This is a genomic window from Streptococcus oralis, assembly GCF_019929365.1.
GTDB classification, from domain to species: Bacteria; Bacillota; Bacilli; order Lactobacillales; family Streptococcaceae; genus Streptococcus; species Streptococcus oralis_BT.
The window spans coordinates 64906-82190 of sequence record NZ_JAHZPH010000003.1; the positions used below are offsets into that span (position 1 = coordinate 64906).

The window sequence follows — 17285 nt, forward strand, 5'->3', positions numbered from 1 at the left end:
GAATCCCTATGTCTCAGATTGATTTACAAAAACTAACCAAGAAAAACCAAGAGTTTATCCACATCGCAACCCAGCAATTTATCAAAGATGGCAAAACAGATGCTGAAATCAAGGCTGTCTTTGAGGAAGTCATTCCTAAAATCCTTGAAGAGCAAGCCAAAGGAACGACGGCTCGTGCCCTCTATGGTGCTCCAACCCACTGGGCTCATAGCTTTACAGTCAAGGAACAGTACGAAAAAGAGCATCCTAAGGAAAATGATGATCCAAAACTCATGATTATGGACTCAGCCCTTTTCATCACTGGTTTGTTTGCAATGATCAGTGCCATTACGACAGCCTTTTCAGCTAATCAAGCCATTGGCTATGGCTTGATTACCCTTTTGCTTGTTGGTCTTGTAGGAGGACTTGCCTTCTACTTGATGTACTACTTTGTCTACCGCTATTATGGACCAGACACAGACCGTAGCCAGCGTCCTCCATTCTGGAAATCTGTGCTCGTTATCCTGGCTTCTATGGTCCTTTGGTTAGCCGTTTTCTTTGGAACTAGCTTCCTACCAGCAGCCCTCAATCCAGTCCTTGCTCCATTGCCTTTGGCTATCCTAGGAGCAGTGCTTCTCGCCCTTCGCTTCTATCTCAAAAAACGCTTCAATATCCGAAGCGCAAGCGCAGGCCCATCACGTTATTAAGAAAAGTGAAAAGCTATGGCATATAGTCAATCTTTAGCTCAGCAGATTCGCAAAATTCTAGCACTCAAACTTCCTCCCCAAATTTTCGAAGAAGAGCTAGAAGAAAAGAAACTGTTTGGTGGCCTGGCCTTTATGATTCGTGGGAAAATGGTCCTTACAGTCAGTTCCAGAAAGGACGAGCTGGTTATGGTGAGAATCGGCAAAGAAATGGAAAAGCAAGTTCTACCTCGAACAGGAGCCCATACTACATTGATGAGAGGGCGACCTTATCATGGCTATATAGACCTAGATATCGAAGGTCAAAAAGAACTTCCTTACTGGATTGATTTAGCCCTCTCCCATAATCAAGAGTTGACCAAGTAACTCATATCTAGCGAGATTAGAAAAACGAAAAGCAACTGCACAGGTGGTTGCTTTTTCACTCGCTTTCTTGAGATTCAATAGCACTTCTGAGTCTCATTCTTGTAGTTTTCTCTCATCTTTTGTGATAGAATAGGCTCATACTCAATGAAAATCAAAGAGCAAACTAGGAAGCTAGCCGCAGGCTGTACTTGAGTACGGCAAGGCTAAGCTGACGTGGTTTGAATTTGATTTTCGAAGAGTATCAATCTATTTCTAGGAGGATGAGATATGGTTTCTACTATTGGTATTGTTAGTTTGTCTAGTGGCATTATCGGAGAAGACTTTGTCAAACACGAAGTGGAGCTGGGTGTCCAGCGTCTCAAGGATCTGGGACTCAATCCTATCTTTTTGCCTCATTCGCAAAAAGGATTAGACTTTATCAAGGATCATCCTGAGGCGCGTGCAGGGGATTTGATGCAGGCCTTTTCGGACGATAGCATCGACATGATTCTATGCGCCATTGGTGGAAACGATACCTATCGCTTGCTACCTTATCTTTTTGAAAAGGACCAACTACAAAAGGTTATCAAGCCAAAGATCTTTCTCGGTTTCTCGGATACGACCATGAACCACCTTATGTTGCACAAACTAGGAATCAAGACTTTTTACGGCCAATCCTTTCTAGCCGACATTTGTGAATTGGACAAGGAGATGTTGCCCTATAGCTTTCACTACTTTAAAGAATTGATAAAGACGGGAAGAATCTCAGAAATTCGACCTAGTGACGTTTGGTATGAGGAAAGAACTGACTTCAGTCCCAAAGCTTTGGGAACACCTCGTCTCAGCCATGTAAATACTGGTTTTGACTTGTTACAAGGAAATGCCCAGTTTGAGGGAGAAATCCTCGGTGGTTGTCTTGAGTCTCTCTATGATATTTTTGACAACTCTCTACACGCAGATAGCACAGACCTCTGCCAAAAGTATACACTTTTCCCTGACTTGTCAGACTGGGAAGGAAAGATTCTATTGCTAGAAACAAGTCAAGAAAAGCCTGAACCTGATGATTTCAAAAAAATGTTGCTAGCTTTGAAAAAAACTGGAATATTTGAGGTCATCAGTGGACTCTTGGTCGGAAAACCTATGGATGAAACTTTCTATGACGACTATAAAGAGGCACTATTGGATATCATTGATAACAATATCCCGATTGTCTATAATCTGAATGTCGGCCACGCAACTCCAAGAGCCATTGTTCCCTTTGGCGTTCACGCTTATGTGGATGCACAGGAGCAAGTCATTCGCTTTGACTATAACAAAAAATAAACAATTTCTCCATTTTTGTGCTTTGGTATTGATTTTCGTTACAATTTGTGTCTGAATTTATTGCATTTTGCTTATTTCTATGATATCCTTTTGAAGGAGGTGTATATGACTAAACAAAAAATAAATCAAATTGTCGGTTCAATCGGGGCTTTTATCGGGATTATTGTATTTATCGCCTACATCCCACAAATTTTTGCCAATTTACAAGGCAACAAAGCTCAACCATTCCAGCCTTTATCCGCAGCAGTATCTTGTTTAATTTGGGTTATTTACGGATGGACAAAAGAGCCTAAGAAGGATTGGATACTAATTATTCCAAACTCAGCTGGCGTTGTCTTAGGTGGACTGACATTTCTTACTGCACTATAAAAATTACTAGCATATAATCAAAAAGCTGAGAGGAATTTCTCAGCTTTTTTCTATATTCTCAGATAGTTAGACGCTTGCACTCACTAATTTCCGTTTTTCCACTCACAATCATTCTCGTGGTCGTCTATCAGACCTGCCGCCTGAAGAAAAGATAAAACGGCGACTGGACCTGTAAACTTGAAGCCTCGTTTTTTGAGATCTTGAGATAACTTTTCAGACAAAGGGGTTTTAGCAGGTGCCTGGCGATAGTCAGAGACATCATTTACGATAGTTTTTCCCTCGACAAAAGACCAGAGGTAGGCATCAAAGGAGCCATATGCTGCCTGGACTTGTAAAAATGCTTGGGCGTTGGCGCGCGTCGCAAAAATCTTGGCCCTATTTCGGATGATAGCTGGATTGTCTAACAAGGCCTCCAACTCTGCATCCGTCATCTCCACAACACCTTGGACTTGGTAGTTGTAAAATGCTTCTCTGAAAGCTTGGCGCTTGTTTAGCACCGTTTCCCAAGACAGACCAGCCTGATAAGTCTCCAAACAAAGCAACTCAAAAAGGGCGCGGTCATCATGAAGGGGCTGGCCCCACTCCTCGTCATGATAGCCCACATATAAAGGGTTATTCACTTTTACCCAACCACAACGTTTCGGCATATTATTCTCCTATTTGACCAACATCTTGAGGGCTGACTTGATGTAGTTTTCAGCTGTATCCGTCGTTCCTTCAAAGAATTTCTTGATTTTCTTGAGCTCTGTTGCCTTGTAGCCCAGTGCCAACATGGCTTCCATAGCTTCTTCCAGTTCTTGGTTTTCAGCGCTGGCTTGCACTGCGACCTTGGCAGGAAGGGCATCACTAGCTACAACCACTTTCCCTTCCAAGTCCAGCACCATCTGTTGGGCTGTTTTCTTACCAATTTTAGGGAACTTGGTCAAGTAGGTGATGTTCTTGGTTTCGATGGCTTGAACCAAGCCAGCATTGTCATCGGCTGCAATAATAGCAAGAGCAGACACAGGACCAATCCCTGAGACCGAAATCAGACTGAGAAAAAGTTTCTTCTCGTCTTCTGAGCGAAAGCCATAGAGTAGATGGGCATCCTCACGCACGATCTGATGAACATAAATTTGAGCTTCTTGGTTAACCTGACCTGAGTAGGCATAGGGGTTGGCCACATGCAAGATATAACCGATACCATTTGCCTCAAGGACGATATATTTAGCAGTGATTTTGGTAATGATTCCTTTTAGATATTCGTACATAATTTTCTCCATAATTTTGCCTATCTAGTATACCATATTTCCTCAAGACAGACTGCAACAAAAGGTGCAACCTCTGGTTGACAAATAGTACAGGAGATTGTATTCTCATTATAAGTAAAAATTGTTAGGATAGAAGTAGAAAAAAGGAGGATAGAATGATGAAACTCGCAGAAAAACTATTTGAACTCAGAAAGGAAAAAGGTTGGTCCCAAGAAAAGCTAGCAGAACAAATCAATGTTTCTCGGCAAAGCATCTCCAAATGGGAGTCTGGTCAAGTTCTTCCAGAAATCGAAAAAATCATTGAATTAAGCAAGATTTTTCAAGTGACAACTGACTATCTACTACTAGATGAAAACTCTGAAAAAACTTCCACAGTAGTGATCTTGGAAGAAGACAAGGACAAATACTATAAAGAGGTTAAATCCTTTGGTCTTTGGCAAGTGATTAATGTTTTCGTATTGGCTCTGGCTATCTATCTCTTTTTATCTGGTTCTAGTTTCCCAGCCGAATTCACCGCTTGGATCTGGCTGACCTTCGTTCTCTTAATCGCTTCTGCTATCGCTATCAATAAGGCTCTCAAAACCAAACAACGTTATCTTGATAAGGTCATTGGCCTTGAGACTCCTTCAGACAATGACGACTATACCAAACCTTGAATTAGCTAATTCAGTTTTGCAACATCTTTTAGAACTGGTCTTGTCAAGCAAGTGTAAATCTCGTGTCAAGTTCCCACTTTAGTAAAACTAAAAAGCCTTGTTCTAAAAGAACAAAGGCTTTTTGTGTTCTTAATATTTCCCCAACTCTCGAAGGCTGGTGTGATTTTCCTGAATACGTCGGAACATCTTTTCCATATCCGACTTGGTGAAATGCACCAAAACAGGGCGTCCATGCGGACAGTTATAGGGATTGTCACATTGAGAAAGCTGATAAAGGAGCTGTCTAGCTGAATGGCCATCGATACGATGGTTGGCCTTGATAGACCGCTTGCAGGACATCATGATAGCCAGCTCTGCTCGGTATTTCTTGATCGAAACTTCCTTGGTCAAGAGCAGCATGTCACACATTTCATAGATACCAGACTCGATTTCCTCTTCTGCCATCCAGATGGGATGTTCACGCAGGATAAATTGATTTTCTCCATACTCTGCTAGAAAGACGCCCACTTCCTCTAAGAGAGGCATTCTTCCCCTGAGACGCAAGGCATCATCCGCAGGAAATTCAAAGATATAGGGCACTAGGAGTTGTTGCTGACTCTGGTCAACATCGCCGATGCTTTCACGATATTCCTCATACTTGACCCGTTCCTGGGCTGCGTGCTGGTCTATGATGTAGAGTCCATCTCGCCCTTGGGCAAAGAGATAAGTTCCGTGCATTTGTCCGAAAAACTCCAACTCTGGGAAGCTGGATGCTTCTTCTCGCTCCAGCTTATCATAGGCCTTATCGAGACTAGCCAGGTCTAACTCTGGATGGTCTAGTTGGTCGTAGTTAGCAGGCTTTCTCTCTGCAAAATGCAGTTTTGCTGGCTGGGTTAGCTGGTCCAAGGTTTCCTTGGCAAACAGGGTTAGGTCCTTACCCTCCTCAGTTAATTCAACCTGGTGATCAGCCACCTCAACTTGACTGGGTCTGGTTGCCTCCGTTTTTTCATAGTAAAGCGTATTTTCTTTGAGTGGGAGAATGGTCTGCTCTACCTTTTGACGATTACGCACGGTCGACTTGGCAAGATTTTCTAAAGCATCAGGAATCAAGGCTTGCTCTTTGAGACTGTTAGAAATAGCTTCTGAAACCAGCGCCATCAGTTCTTTTTCCTTGGAAATCCGCACTTCTTGTTTGGTTGGATGGACATTGACATCAGCCAGATAAGGATCGATATGGATGTGAATGACAGCTAGCGGAAAGCGCCCTACCATGAGTTTGCTTCCATAACCGTCAAGAATAGCGCGATTGAGCAAGAAGTTCTTGATATAACGGCCATTGATGAAGAGGCTGATATAGTTACGATTTGCTCGGGTTAACTCAGGCAGAGACACAAAACCTGTAATTTCGAAATCTAAGTCAGAGTTCTCAATGGCAATCATCTTCTTGGCACTCGCCAAACCATAAATCCCTGCGATGGCTTGACGCAGTTGACCAGTCCCTGCTGTCCGCGTCATTTCTTTGCCATCGCTGATTAGACGAAAGGAAATCTCGGGATGAGCCAAACCCAGACGGTTGACAATATCGATGATATGAGACAATTCCGCTTGCTGGCTCTTCATATACTTGAGGCGGGCAGGGGTGTTGAAAAAGAGGTCCTCCACACAAACTTTGGTCCCCACAGGACTAGTCGCTGGGATGACTTCCTCAACCTCTCCCCCACGCGCGATTAGCTTAGTCCCATGACTCGCACCATCCACCGCTGTCAACAGAGTCAAGACACTGACAGAAGCGATAGAGGGCAGGGCTTCACCACGAAAACCAAGCGTCCGAATCCGAAAGAGGTCTGCTTGATTTTTTATCTTACTGGTCGCATGTCGACGCAAGGCCAATTCCACCTCATCGTGGGCAATTCCATGGCCATTATCTGTGATTTGAATCTTCTTAAGACCAGCTTCCTCAATCTCAATGATAATCTGGCTAGAACCCGCGTCAATGGCATTTTCTACCAACTCTTTGACCACACTGGCAGGACGTTCAATGACCTCTCCTGCCGCGATCTGGTTTGCCAACACTTCTGGTAATTCAATAATATGAGACATCTTTCAGCCCCTTTCTGTATCTATTTTCCTAGAAATTGATTAGTGCTATTATACCATATTTCAGATGTTACCAGAAAAAGCAAATACCACATAGACTCCAAATCTCTCCACATAGGCAAAAGCTCTTGCCATGGATCGTAAAATAGTGTTTAATAAAGGTGTACAAGAAGTGATCACAACCTTGTATAACTGAAAAGGAGAGAAATTTATGAAAGTAGAACTACAGATTAAGGAGACTTACGAGGAGGAAAAGCTGATTGTCCAAACTCCTCAGCCGACCGAAAAAGTCCAGAAAGTCATCGAGTTCGCAGAAAATATTGACCAAAAAGAAACAATCAAAGGTAAGATTGATAATCAGGTCTATCTAGTTGAAATTAGCAAGATTCAGCGTTTCTATATAGAGAATCGAAAGGTTCTAGCAGAAACTGCATCTCAGACCTACAGCGTTGATTTGCGACTCTATCAGGTTCTTGAACTCTTGCCGACCACTTTTATCCAAATTTCCCAATCTGAAATCGTCAATATCGACTCCATCTCTCATCTCAAACTCACTCCCAACGGCCTGGTCGAAATCTTTCTCAAAAACGAAAGCTTCACCTACTCTTCACGCCGTTACCTAAAAACCATCAAGGAGAAATTAGAACTATGAAAAAACAAATCTTTCACGACGCAGCTGCTGGCGTCCTCATCGGCCTCATCCTCTCTATCATCTTTTCACTCATTTATGCCCCAAATACCTATGCCCCACTGAGTCCCGAGTCTCTCATCGGACAAGTGATGGCTCAACATCAGGTTCACGGTGCCCTGGTCTTACTCTACTGCATGATCATCTGGTCAGCTATCGGAGTTCTCTTTAGCTTTGGCAGTCGCTTATTCAGCCGTGACTGGAGCTTGCTCCGTGCCACACTTTCCCATTTCTTCCTCATGCTGGCTGGCTTTGTCCCACTGGCAACTCTGGCTGGTTGGTTTCCCTTCCACTGGACCTTCTATCTCCAGCTCATTCCAGAGTTTGCGATTGTCTACCTTATCATCTGGACTATTCTCTATAAAAGAGAAGCTAAAAAAGTGGACTACATCAATCAACTTTTGGTCCATAAAAAGTAATAGAGAAAAACCCACTCACAAAAATGTGAGTGGGCTCTTTTTATAACTTTTGTTTGAACTCGACTAAGACATTCATAGCCTGCATAGGTGTCATGTTGTAAATATCCAGTTTAGCTAATTCTGCTAGGATAGGATGCTCTGCAGGCGCGTCAAAGAGTGACATCTGCTCTGTGACGGCGCTAGTTTGCCTCATGGGAGCTGGGCTTTCTTGCCCCTGACTCTCAAGTTGCGTTAAAATCTTATCCGCTCTTGCTAAAAGTTCTGCTGGTAAGCCAGCAATCTTAGCAACATGGATACCGTAGGATTTGTCAGCAGGTCCTGGTTCGATCTTGTGAAGGAAGGTGACCTGCCCATCCTGCTCCAAGGTTGCCACATGAACATTGACCAAGTGTTCCAAGCTAGACTCCAGACTGGTCAACTCATGGTAGTGGGTCGCAAAGAGGGTTTTGGCTCCGATATGTTCATGAATGTATTCGATGATGGACTGGGCCAGAGCCATCCCGTCATAAGTCGCAGTTCCCCGTCCTAACTCATCAAAGAGAATCAAGGAATCCTTAGTCGCATGCGAAATAGCATTGTTGGCCTCCATCATCTCTACCATGAAGGTTGATTGACCTGAAACCAAGTCATCTGCTGCTCCGATACGGGTAAAGATAGCATCGAAGATAGGCAAATGGGCACTTTCTGCCGGCACATACGAGCCTAGCTGGGCCATAACCGCCGTCATAGCTAGCTGGCGCATGTAGGTAGACTTCCCACTCATGTTGGGCCCTGTGATTAGCTGAATACTCGTATCTTCTGCCATCTGAATAGTATTAGGAATATAGGTCTGAGCTCCCATGACCTTTTCGACGACAGCATGGCGCCCTTTCTGGATATCAATTTGTGGATCGTCACCAAACTCAGGTCGGATCAAATGCTGGGTTTCAGCCACAACTGCGAGACTTTGCAAGACATCAACCGTTGCAATTCCTTGGGCTAGAGCCTGCAAACGCTGGATGTACTTGCTGACTTCCTCACGGATGCGCATAAAGATTTCATATTCTAGGTTGGCTGACTTCTCACGCGCCTCCAGCATATCTCCCTCGATACGAGCTAATTCTTCGGTACCAAAGCGTTCTGAGTTTTTCAACGTTGCCTTGCGGAAAAAGTGGGCAGGCACATTCCCCAGTTGCGAATTGGTCACATGGAAATAGTAACCATCCTTCTTATTGTAGTCAATCTTAAGCGTGCTGATGCCAGAGTTTTCTCTCTCCTTGGCCTCAATCTCAGCAATCCAACTGGTCCCTTCTCTGAGCACTCGGCGGTATTTATCCAAGGTTTCATCAAATCCAGTTCGAATAATACCACCTTCCGTAATCACATGAGGAGCTTCAGGAGCAATCGCTGCGCTAATCAAGCTCTCCAACTCAGGAATGGCATCCAACTGTGCGATGAGATAGGCCAGAGCAGGTTGCTCCATTGCCTCTAAAATCGCTCGAATCCGTGGCACACTGGATAAGGTGGTCGCCAACTGCAAGAGATCCTTGGGATTGGTCTTGCCAAAAGAAACCCGACTAGCCAAGCGTTCGATGTCATAAACACCTTTGAGACTGTCTGTCAAATCACTGCGCTCAAAGAAGTGGTCAAGAAAGACCTGCACCACCTCTTGGCGTTGGACGATTCGCTCCTTATCAATCAAAGGACGATGGATCCAAGAACGCAAGAGTCGCATACCCATAGCTGTTTTGGTTTCATCCAAAAGCCAGAAAAGACTGCCTTGCTTCTTACCTGAACGAGCATTCTCAACCAAATCCAGACTAGCCTTGGTCGCATAGTCCATCTGTAAGAAATCTTTGATTTCATAGCGGATAACTGGTTTGAGATGATTCAATTCCCGCATCTGGGTCCGATGAACATACTGGAGCAGCTTACTAGCTGCCGCTTGCTCCACAGCTGCCAGTCGTGGATCCAGTAAATGAACATCCTCAAAGCCTTCTTTCTCATAAGAAAGTACCAGATTCATCTGACGGCTGAGGATTTGTTCTTCTTCCTCAGACAAGTCATAACCCAGCACCACTTCACGAGCCTTGAGATTGCGAATTTCCCCACAAACTAGAGTGAAATCCAATAAACCTGTCACATAAAAATCACCTGTCACCAGATCCATATAAGCTAGGCCAAATTTATTGCCATCACGATCTATGGCAACCAAGAAATTGTTCTGACTATCGGGCTTACTACTATCAACCACTGTACCGGGGGTGATGACCTGAACCACCTCTCGCTTGACAACCCCAACCGCTTGTTTGGGATCTTCCATCTGCTCGGCAATAGCCACCTTATAGCCCTGCTCAATCAAAACATCGATATACTGCTGGGCAGAATGATAGGGAACACCAGCCATGGGTATCGGATTTTCTGCATTTTTATTACGACTGGTCAGTGAAATCTCTAAAATCTGCGCCGCATTGACCGCATCTTCATAAAACAGCTCATAAAAATCACCCATCCGAAAGAGCAGAAAAGCATCTGGATATTGCTTTTTAATATCCACATACTGCTGCATACCAGGTGATAGTTTTTCTGTCGTCATATTGGCTCTCTCCTTGTCAAAAATAAGGCTTGGGAACAAGTCCCAAAACCCTATTCATCCTTCATCAAATCTAGCAAACGCTCTTCCATGAGTTTGGCAACATGCTGGTCTCGACAAATAACCAGTAAGGTATTGGCACCAGCAACCGTCCCTAAAATCGCCTCGTCCTTATTTTCATCAACAATATTTGCTAAGACAGCTGCTTCTCCCAACTTGGTATGAAGTACCAAAGTAAACTCTGCTCTCGCAACCCCTTCTAGATGATGCGACAAAAACTCTACCAAATCAATCTTTTCTGTTTCATTCGCTAGCACATAATACACCATACCATTTTTCTTAACCTTGATCAAGCCGATCTCGCGCAGGTCGCGAGACAAGGTCGTTTGCGTCACAAAGACATTCCGAACTTCTAGGCGATCTTGGATATCCTTTTGTGTAGCTAGTTTTTCCTCAGTGATCATCTTTTTAATCAACTGGTGTCGTTCTTTTTTTCTCATATCAACCTCTTACATGAATATTTATAACCGATTTCGGGTTTATTTTTAGATATAATTATACCAAAAAAACTGAATAATTCAAAAAAATCTTTCTTCTTTCACTAAATTTATGATAAAATAGAATAAAAGTCCAAAAGGAGCCTACTTATGAGTACAAAAAAACTGATTGCTAGTGAATTGGCTAGCGTCATCGATAGCCTAGATCAAGAGGCTATTTTAAATTTACTAGAACAACCAAAAAACTCTGACATGGGAGATATCGCTTTTCCTGCTTTCTCACTTGCAAAAGTCGAACGCAAAGCCCCTCAAATAATTGCTGCTGAAATCGCTGAAAAAATCAACAGCCAAGCCTTTGAAAAAGTTGTTGCAACTGGCCCTTACGTCAACTTCTTCCTTGATAAAGCTGCCATTTCTGGAGCAGTTATCAAAGAGATCATCGAAAAAGGATCTGACTACGCTCAACAAACGGAAGGCAAAGAGCAAAATATCACGATTGACCTATCAAGTCCAAACATCGCAAAACCTTTCTCAGTAGGCCACTTACGTTCAACTGTTATCGGAGATGCTCTTTCTAATATCTTTAAGAAAATGGGCTACAACACTATTAAAATCAACCACCTTGGAGACTGGGGTAAACAGTTTGGTCTTCTCATGGTTGCTTATAAAAAATGGGGAAGTAAGGAAGCCGTAGAAGCTAATCCAATTGACGAATTGTTAAAATTGTACGTTCGCATCAATGCTGAAATCGAAAATGACCCAGCTCTTGATGATGAAGGACGTCTCTGGTTTAAAAAATTGGAAGATGGCGATCCAGAAGCAACTCAACTTTGGCAATGGTTCCGTGACGAAAGTTTGGTTGAGTTCAACCGCATTTACAAACTGTTGAACGTTGAATTTGACAGTTTGAACGGTGAAGCCTTCTACAACGATAAGATGGATGAGGCCGTGCAAATCCTTGAAGAAAAAGGTTTGCTAGAAGAATCACGCGGCGCTAGCATTGTCAACCTCGATGATGTTGAACTTCCACCCGCTATGATTAAGAAATCTGACGGTGCAACCCTCTACATTACACGTGATATTGCGACAGCTATCTACCGTGCACGTACTTACAATTTTGTTAAGAATATCTATGCGGTTGGTCAAGAGCAGTCTAACCACTTTAAACAGTTAAAAGCCGTCTTGAAAAAAATGGGATTTGACTGGAGCGATGATATGATTCACGTAGACTTCGGTTTGGTAACCAAGAATCGTCAAAAGCTCTCTACTCGTAAAGGAAATATCATCCTGCTCGAACCTACTCTTCAAGAAGCTATCAGCCGTGCCAAAGCACAAATCGAAGCGAAAAATCCTGACCTCGAAAACAAGGAACAGGTTGCCCAAGCTGTCGGAGTGGGAGCTGTTAAATTCTACGACCTCAAAACGGACCGCAGAAATGGTTACGACTTTGACCTCGAAGCTATGGTTTCCTTTGAAGGAGAAACTGGTCCATACATCCAATACGCTTACGCTCGTATTCAGTCTCTACTTAGAAAAGCAGACTTCCAACCAAATGCTCAAGCAAATTACAGTCTAAATGATGCTGAAAGCTGGGAAATTATCAAACTTCTCCAAGACTTTGCCCGTGTCATCAAACGCGCATCTGTTAACTATGATCCGTCGCTAATCGCTAAATACGCAATCAGCTTGGCTCAAGCTTTCAACAAATACTATGCCCACACTCGTATCCTGGATGAAAGTCCAGAGCGCGACAGTCGCCTAGCTCTCAGCTACGCAACAGCTGTTGTTCTCAAAGAAGCCCTTCGTTTGCTTGGAGTAGAAGCACCGGAGAAGATGTGATTCAGTACTAACAATTGGAACTAAAGTTCCTAATTGTTAGACGCTAGCCGCTTATATGCGAACTAGCTAACTGCTTCACTAGTCATGACCCCTAAATATAATCGATTTAGAGGCCATGACGTCGTAACTATGGTGATTTGGCTAGGCGCTTCACTAATTCACATAAATAAACAGCGATTTGTTTATGTCATAATAATAAAAAACTAGACCTTTCAAGTATATCATCGAATTATCTAGTCTCTTGTGCGGGATGCCTGCCATGCAATTCTAGTCACCTAATAGAAAAGCGAAATGTTTCTTTCGCTTTTCTTATGTCATCAACTTTTTTATCAAACCAGGAGAAATTTTATGAGCCAGTATGCTTATATCTTAGTTCTTATCAGTCTTGTCGTTCTTTTTCTCATCAATAAGTACGAAAAAGAAAAACTTCAACAACTCCTTCAGGAACAGCTTCTGAGGGACGAAGCTTTCAAAACAGACATACGCGAAAGGATCCAAACAACGGAAAATATCAATGATGTGATTGACTACATCAATAAAGGTTACCGTTTGGGACTCCTGCTTTCTAAGGAAATCACTGAGCAACTGAAATAAGGGAATCCGAGAAGCTTTTTTCTCGGATTTTTTACTCCCATCAATACCATTTCCTTGTGATAATCATATCTTTCATATGATTTTTCTGAAATTTTCTAAATTTTTCAAAAATTATCTTGCGTTTTTCATAAGTTTCTTGTAGAATAGTAGCTATCTATTCAGATTATTCTGAAAATTCAAAAATAGGAGTGTTTATTATGTCACAAGTTACGTTATCAAACCAGTCAACCTGGGCAAGCAAACTAAAGGCAATGGGGCCAGGAATCCTAATGGCTTCTGCAGCCGTTGGAGGTTCTCACATCGTTTCCTCTACTCAAGCTGGTGGTTCTTATGGTTGGTCACTACTCCTCTTAGTTATCTTGGCCAATGTTTTTAAATATCCATTTTTCCGTTTTGGTGCAGAGTATACTGCCGACACTGGCAAAACCTTGGTCGAAGGCTATGCCGAAAAAGGAAAACTCTATCTCTGGATTTTCTTTGTCCTCAATGTCTTCTCTGCTATGGTCAATACAGCCGGAGTCGCTATCCTGTGCTCAGCCATCATCGCTAGCGCCTTTCCAATGATTGGACTTAGCATCACTCAATGGTCCCTTATCCTTGTTGCAGTCATTTGGGCGATGCTACTCTTTGGGGGCTACAAACTATTGGACGGTATGGCAAAATGGATCATGTCTGCTTTGACCATTGCAACTGTTCTTGCAGTTATCATTGCAGCAATTAAGCATCCCGAATACAGCTCTGATTTTGTCGAAAAGACACCTTGGCAAATGGCGGCCCTCCCTTTTATCGTTTCCCTCCTAGGATGGATGCCTGCCCCTATTGAAATTTCAGCCATCAATTCACTCTGGTCTGCTGAAAAGAAAAAGACCGTTAACTTTAACACAGAAGACGCTCTGTTCGACTTTAACGTTGGTTACATTGGAACTGCTATTCTAGCTGTATTCTTTGTGGCACTAGGAGCACTCATTCAGTATCCTACAGGGCAAGCGGTTGAAGCTGCTTCAGCCAAATACATCTCGCAGTTTGTGGGCATGTATGCCTCTGTCCTTGGCGAATGGTCTCGATATTTGATTACCTTTATCGCCTTTCTCTGTATCTTTGGGACAGTAATTACTGTCATCGATGGCTATTCACGTGTCAATCAGGCCTCCCTTCAACTCTTGGCAAATCAAAAAGAGGATACTCGTAAATCTTTGAACCTCTGGATGACCATTACCGCTATCATTGGTATCGTCATCATCAAATTCTTTGCTGGACAAGTTTCAACCATGCTCCGCTTTGCCATGATCGGTTCTTTCCTGACAACACCATTCTTCGCTCTGTTGAACTATGTATTGGTGACACGTGAAAATAAAAATCTTCCTTCTTGGTTGAAACTCCTCGCCATTGCAGGATTGATTTTCCTCTTTGGATTTGCCATCTTCTTTATCTATGCACTTGCCATCGGAAAAGCAGGTTAATTCACAAAGCAGCACCCTCATCTGGGTGCTTTTTTCTGCATTCAAAAGGCAGTTGAGAAAATCCAACTGCCTACTTGAACGATTCTAACTTTCTGAATCCAATCCATATAAGTCCGCGATAATCGTTGCGACTTTTTTAATATCTCCCAGCATGCCACGCATTTCAAAGTCAGCCAATACAGGGAAACCAAAGCGCTGACTGTACTGCTTGGCTGTCAGACAGTATTGGTTATTAAAATTACGATTACCAGATCCCACTACCCCAAAACACTTACTAGCATTGTCTCCATAGGCGATAAAGTCGCCCACTGGAGTCGTAAGAATCTCAACATCGCCGTTATCAACACCATTTCCACCTTCCAGATAGGTCGGCAAGAAAGCGACATAGGGATGCTCCATTTCAAAGAATTCTTGGCCTTCCTTGACCAAATCTTTGATATGGATTTTTTGGACCTCAATCCCTTCGTACTGGGACAAGAGATAGTCCTTGAGTCGGGTTACAAAACTCTCTGTATTCCCACTCAGACTGATATACACTAGCGATATTTTTTTCATGTTAACCTCGATTTTTTGTTTACGATTTAAAAAGAACTAACAAGATTGTAACTTGATAGTTCCCTTTTGTCAACTCTTATGCGAGCTCTTCTGTTTCGACTTCCTCAGACAAATCTTTTTGTTGACGCCACATCTTGTAAAAGACAATGGCAAGGAAGAGGACATTGATAACAACAAATAAAATCGTTGTTCCCTTTCCAAGGACTTCTGTCCCTAGTCGCAAAGTTTCATCACGGATAGCTTGTACAGCATCTTGCATACCCATGTAAGTATAAATCGAACCAACAATGGCAAGCAAAACATAAGCAATGTAAGCATAATTTGCATATTGCAAATGATTACGAACCAAGAGCACAATACCTGCGACTACTAAAATCGCAGATAAAATAATCAAAACGATGTTAACAGTCGAATGCGATAATTCAGCTGTCTTATGTAGATAATTAATCGTATCCTCTAGTTGTTGGGCGCTAGCACCTTGAACTTGAGCTTGACTGGCACCTAGTGTTTCTTTACTAGGAACTGGACTTAGTATTCCAAACAAAGACATAGCTGAAATCAATGCTGATAGGACTAATAGAACCCAAAGATAAATTGGTTTCTTTTTCATAATTTTTCCTCCTTAAGGTATTTTGAACATTATAGCATTTTTTGTATGTAAATACAAGTTTTATAGGGAACTTTCGACTTGTTTGCGATAAGCTTTTGGTGATTTTCCGCACAATTTACGGAAGACCTTGTAGAAATATCCAACATTGCTGTAACCAACAGCATAGCAAACATCTTCAATACTATCATTGGTTGAAAGCAAGAGCTGTTGCGCCGCCTTGATCCGCTGTTTATTGAGCAATTCCGCAAAGGTTGAGTTGGTTTCTCGCTTGATCAGCTGACCGAGATAGACAGGATTGATAAAGAGATCCTTGCTGATATCCTTAAGTGAGAGCTCTTTCTGATAATCACGCCCAATCACCTCCAGAACACTCACCACATTTTCATTCATGCGGTACTGGCCAAAGAACTTGGTCAAGGTTTCTTTGATATAGGCAACCAATTCTTCAAAGGTGTTAATGGCATGGATAGCTTTGACAATCTCGGTCATATCATCCGCTTTTAAGTGCTCAAACAAGTGGAAGACATCCATGACAAACTGGGTGAAGAGCTGTTTGGTGATAGCCACGCGCGGTGTGTTCTCTAAGACAACCTTCTCCAGCAGGGTCAATTCTTCAATGATTTGATTGATATTTCCTTGGATAATCACGCGATAAATCGGTTCATAATAAGTAAATAGACTCTCGGATTTTTCTAGATTGACAGAACCGTAAAAGAGGGCTTTTTCTGCGTTGATCTTCCATTTTTCAAAGGCTTGTTGGTAGGGCGCTTCAAATGGTGTCACGACGATTCCATCTAGTGGTTGATCAGAGATAAAAATCTGCCAGTCTTGACCTAAAACATAGTAAGGAATAGTGAAGGATCCTTGCTTTTCCTTGGAAAGACCTATCCACCAGTTGTCTTTACCTGACAGGTAGTTAGTAAATCCTGCCTCATCCAATTCTTGGCTGAGAGTTTGGCTTTGCTCCACCTTTTCCTGAAGCTGTCGCGCAATTTTTTCTAATAGATGACTCAACTCCACCTTATCCACTGGCTTCACCAGATAATCCACGACACTAAGATTCATGGCTTTTTTGACGTACTCAAACTCCTGATAACCTGACAGCAAGATATAATAGGTATCTGGAAGCAGCTCCTTCATTTCCTTAATCATCTCAAGCCCTGTCTTATCTGGCATATTGACATCGGAAATGACCACATCTACTGGATTTTTCTTAACGTAGTCCAAAGCATCATCTGCGTGACTAGCTGTTGCGACGACTTGCATATCCCATTTTTCAAAGGGGATTAATCGCTTGAGCCCCTCTGTCACCATATACTCGTCGTCTACTAATAAAACTTTATACATTT

The 17285-nt window shown here is 42.7% G+C and carries 18 protein-coding genes; 10 read left to right on the forward strand and 8 right to left on the reverse strand.

Annotated elements, in window-relative coordinates:
• Positions 1 to 8: 8 nt before the first annotated feature.
• The 4 genes from K1I53_RS05440 (at position 9) to K1I53_RS05455 (ending at position 2720) form a co-directional block, all read left to right on the forward strand.
• Complete coding sequence (locus K1I53_RS05440; RefSeq protein ID WP_223328661.1) at positions 9 to 686, forward strand: DUF1129 domain-containing protein; 678 nt, start codon at positions 9 to 11, stop codon at positions 684 to 686.
• A gap of 15 nt (positions 687 to 701) precedes the next feature.
• Complete coding sequence (locus K1I53_RS05445; protein WP_223328662.1) at positions 702 to 1049, forward strand: TfoX/Sxy family protein; 348 nt, start codon at positions 702 to 704, stop codon at positions 1047 to 1049.
• A 267-nt stretch (positions 1050 to 1316) separates the two neighbouring features.
• Positions 1317 to 2351 carry a S66 family peptidase gene (locus K1I53_RS05450; protein ID WP_223328663.1) on the forward strand — a complete coding sequence of 345 codons (1035 nt, stop codon included), beginning with the start codon at positions 1317 to 1319 and terminating at the stop codon, positions 2349 to 2351.
• Between the two features lie 105 nt (positions 2352 to 2456).
• The gene (locus K1I53_RS05455; RefSeq protein WP_000166112.1) at positions 2457 to 2720 is read left to right on the forward strand and encodes a SemiSWEET family transporter; all 264 of its coding nucleotides are present in this window, start codon (positions 2457 to 2459) and stop codon (positions 2718 to 2720) included.
• Between the two features lie 83 nt (positions 2721 to 2803).
• Here K1I53_RS05455 and K1I53_RS05460 read toward each other — a convergent pair whose 3' ends face one another.
• Entirely contained in the window at positions 2804 to 3367 is a 564-nt protein-coding gene (locus tag K1I53_RS05460) for a DNA-3-methyladenine glycosylase I (protein WP_223328664.1), read from the reverse strand.
• A 9-nt stretch (positions 3368 to 3376) separates the two neighbouring features.
• Positions 3377 to 3970, reverse strand: coding sequence for a Holliday junction branch migration protein RuvA (gene ruvA / locus K1I53_RS05465; RefSeq protein ID WP_223328665.1), 594 nt, complete (start codon positions 3968 to 3970; stop codon positions 3377 to 3379).
• A gap of 158 nt (positions 3971 to 4128) precedes the next feature.
• On the opposite strand from ruvA, the gene K1I53_RS05470 reads away from it, so the two are divergent.
• On the forward strand, positions 4129 to 4626 hold the full coding sequence (locus K1I53_RS05470) for a helix-turn-helix domain-containing protein (RefSeq protein ID WP_223328765.1): 498 nt from the start codon (positions 4129 to 4131) through the stop codon (positions 4624 to 4626).
• A gap of 129 nt (positions 4627 to 4755) precedes the next feature.
• On the opposite strand, the gene mutL is transcribed toward K1I53_RS05470, so the two are convergent.
• Complete coding sequence (gene mutL / locus K1I53_RS05475; protein WP_223328666.1) at positions 4756 to 6705, reverse strand: DNA mismatch repair endonuclease MutL; 1950 nt, start codon at positions 6703 to 6705, stop codon at positions 4756 to 4758.
• A 208-nt stretch (positions 6706 to 6913) separates the two neighbouring features.
• Here mutL and K1I53_RS05480 point away from each other — a divergent pair, with 208 nt between their 5' ends.
• Positions 6914 to 7354 carry a LytTR family DNA-binding domain-containing protein gene (locus tag K1I53_RS05480; protein ID WP_223328667.1) on the forward strand — a complete coding sequence of 147 codons (441 nt, stop codon included), beginning with the start codon at positions 6914 to 6916 and terminating at the stop codon, positions 7352 to 7354.
• Positions 7351 to 7809 carry a DUF3021 domain-containing protein gene (locus K1I53_RS05485; RefSeq protein WP_223328668.1) on the forward strand — a complete coding sequence of 153 codons (459 nt, stop codon included), beginning with the start codon at positions 7351 to 7353 and terminating at the stop codon, positions 7807 to 7809. The genes K1I53_RS05480 and K1I53_RS05485 overlap by 4 nt, the downstream gene beginning before the upstream one ends.
• A gap of 40 nt (positions 7810 to 7849) precedes the next feature.
• Here K1I53_RS05485 and mutS read toward each other — a convergent pair whose 3' ends face one another.
• Together mutS and argR are read right to left on the reverse strand one after the other, a co-directional pair.
• Entirely contained in the window at positions 7850 to 10384 is a 2535-nt protein-coding gene (mutS, locus tag K1I53_RS05490; RefSeq protein ID WP_223328669.1) for a DNA mismatch repair protein MutS, read from the reverse strand.
• 50 nt (positions 10385 to 10434) lie between these two features.
• Positions 10435 to 10881 (reverse strand): arginine repressor, encoded by a 447-nt coding sequence (argR, locus tag K1I53_RS05495; protein ID WP_061418468.1) that lies wholly within the window; start codon positions 10879 to 10881, stop codon positions 10435 to 10437.
• Between the two features lie 147 nt (positions 10882 to 11028).
• On the opposite strand from argR, the gene argS reads away from it, so the two are divergent.
• From argS to K1I53_RS05510, 3 genes are all read left to right on the forward strand, one after another.
• On the forward strand, positions 11029 to 12717 hold the full coding sequence (argS, locus tag K1I53_RS05500) for an arginine--tRNA ligase (RefSeq protein WP_223328670.1): 1689 nt from the start codon (positions 11029 to 11031) through the stop codon (positions 12715 to 12717).
• 348 nt (positions 12718 to 13065) lie between these two features.
• Positions 13066 to 13311: a hypothetical protein gene (locus tag K1I53_RS05505; RefSeq protein ID WP_000084854.1), complete on the forward strand. Its 246-nt coding sequence runs from the start codon at positions 13066 to 13068 to the stop codon at positions 13309 to 13311.
• A 197-nt stretch (positions 13312 to 13508) separates the two neighbouring features.
• Positions 13509 to 14771 carry an NRAMP family divalent metal transporter gene (locus tag K1I53_RS05510; RefSeq protein WP_084945707.1) on the forward strand — a complete coding sequence of 421 codons (1263 nt, stop codon included), beginning with the start codon at positions 13509 to 13511 and terminating at the stop codon, positions 14769 to 14771.
• An 84-nt stretch (positions 14772 to 14855) separates the two neighbouring features.
• Here K1I53_RS05510 and nrdI read toward each other — a convergent pair whose 3' ends face one another.
• The 3 genes from nrdI to K1I53_RS05525 form a co-directional block, all read right to left on the reverse strand.
• Complete coding sequence (gene nrdI, locus K1I53_RS05515) at positions 14856 to 15326, reverse strand: class Ib ribonucleoside-diphosphate reductase assembly flavoprotein NrdI (RefSeq protein WP_223328671.1); 471 nt, start codon at positions 15324 to 15326, stop codon at positions 14856 to 14858.
• A 76-nt stretch (positions 15327 to 15402) separates the two neighbouring features.
• Positions 15403 to 15936, reverse strand: coding sequence for an ABC transporter permease (locus K1I53_RS05520; RefSeq protein ID WP_000729041.1), 534 nt, complete (start codon positions 15934 to 15936; stop codon positions 15403 to 15405).
• A gap of 60 nt (positions 15937 to 15996) precedes the next feature.
• On the reverse strand, positions 15997 to 17283 hold the full coding sequence (locus tag K1I53_RS05525) for a response regulator transcription factor (protein ID WP_084945705.1): 1287 nt from the start codon (positions 17281 to 17283) through the stop codon (positions 15997 to 15999).
• Positions 17284 to 17285: the final 2 nt, after the last annotated feature.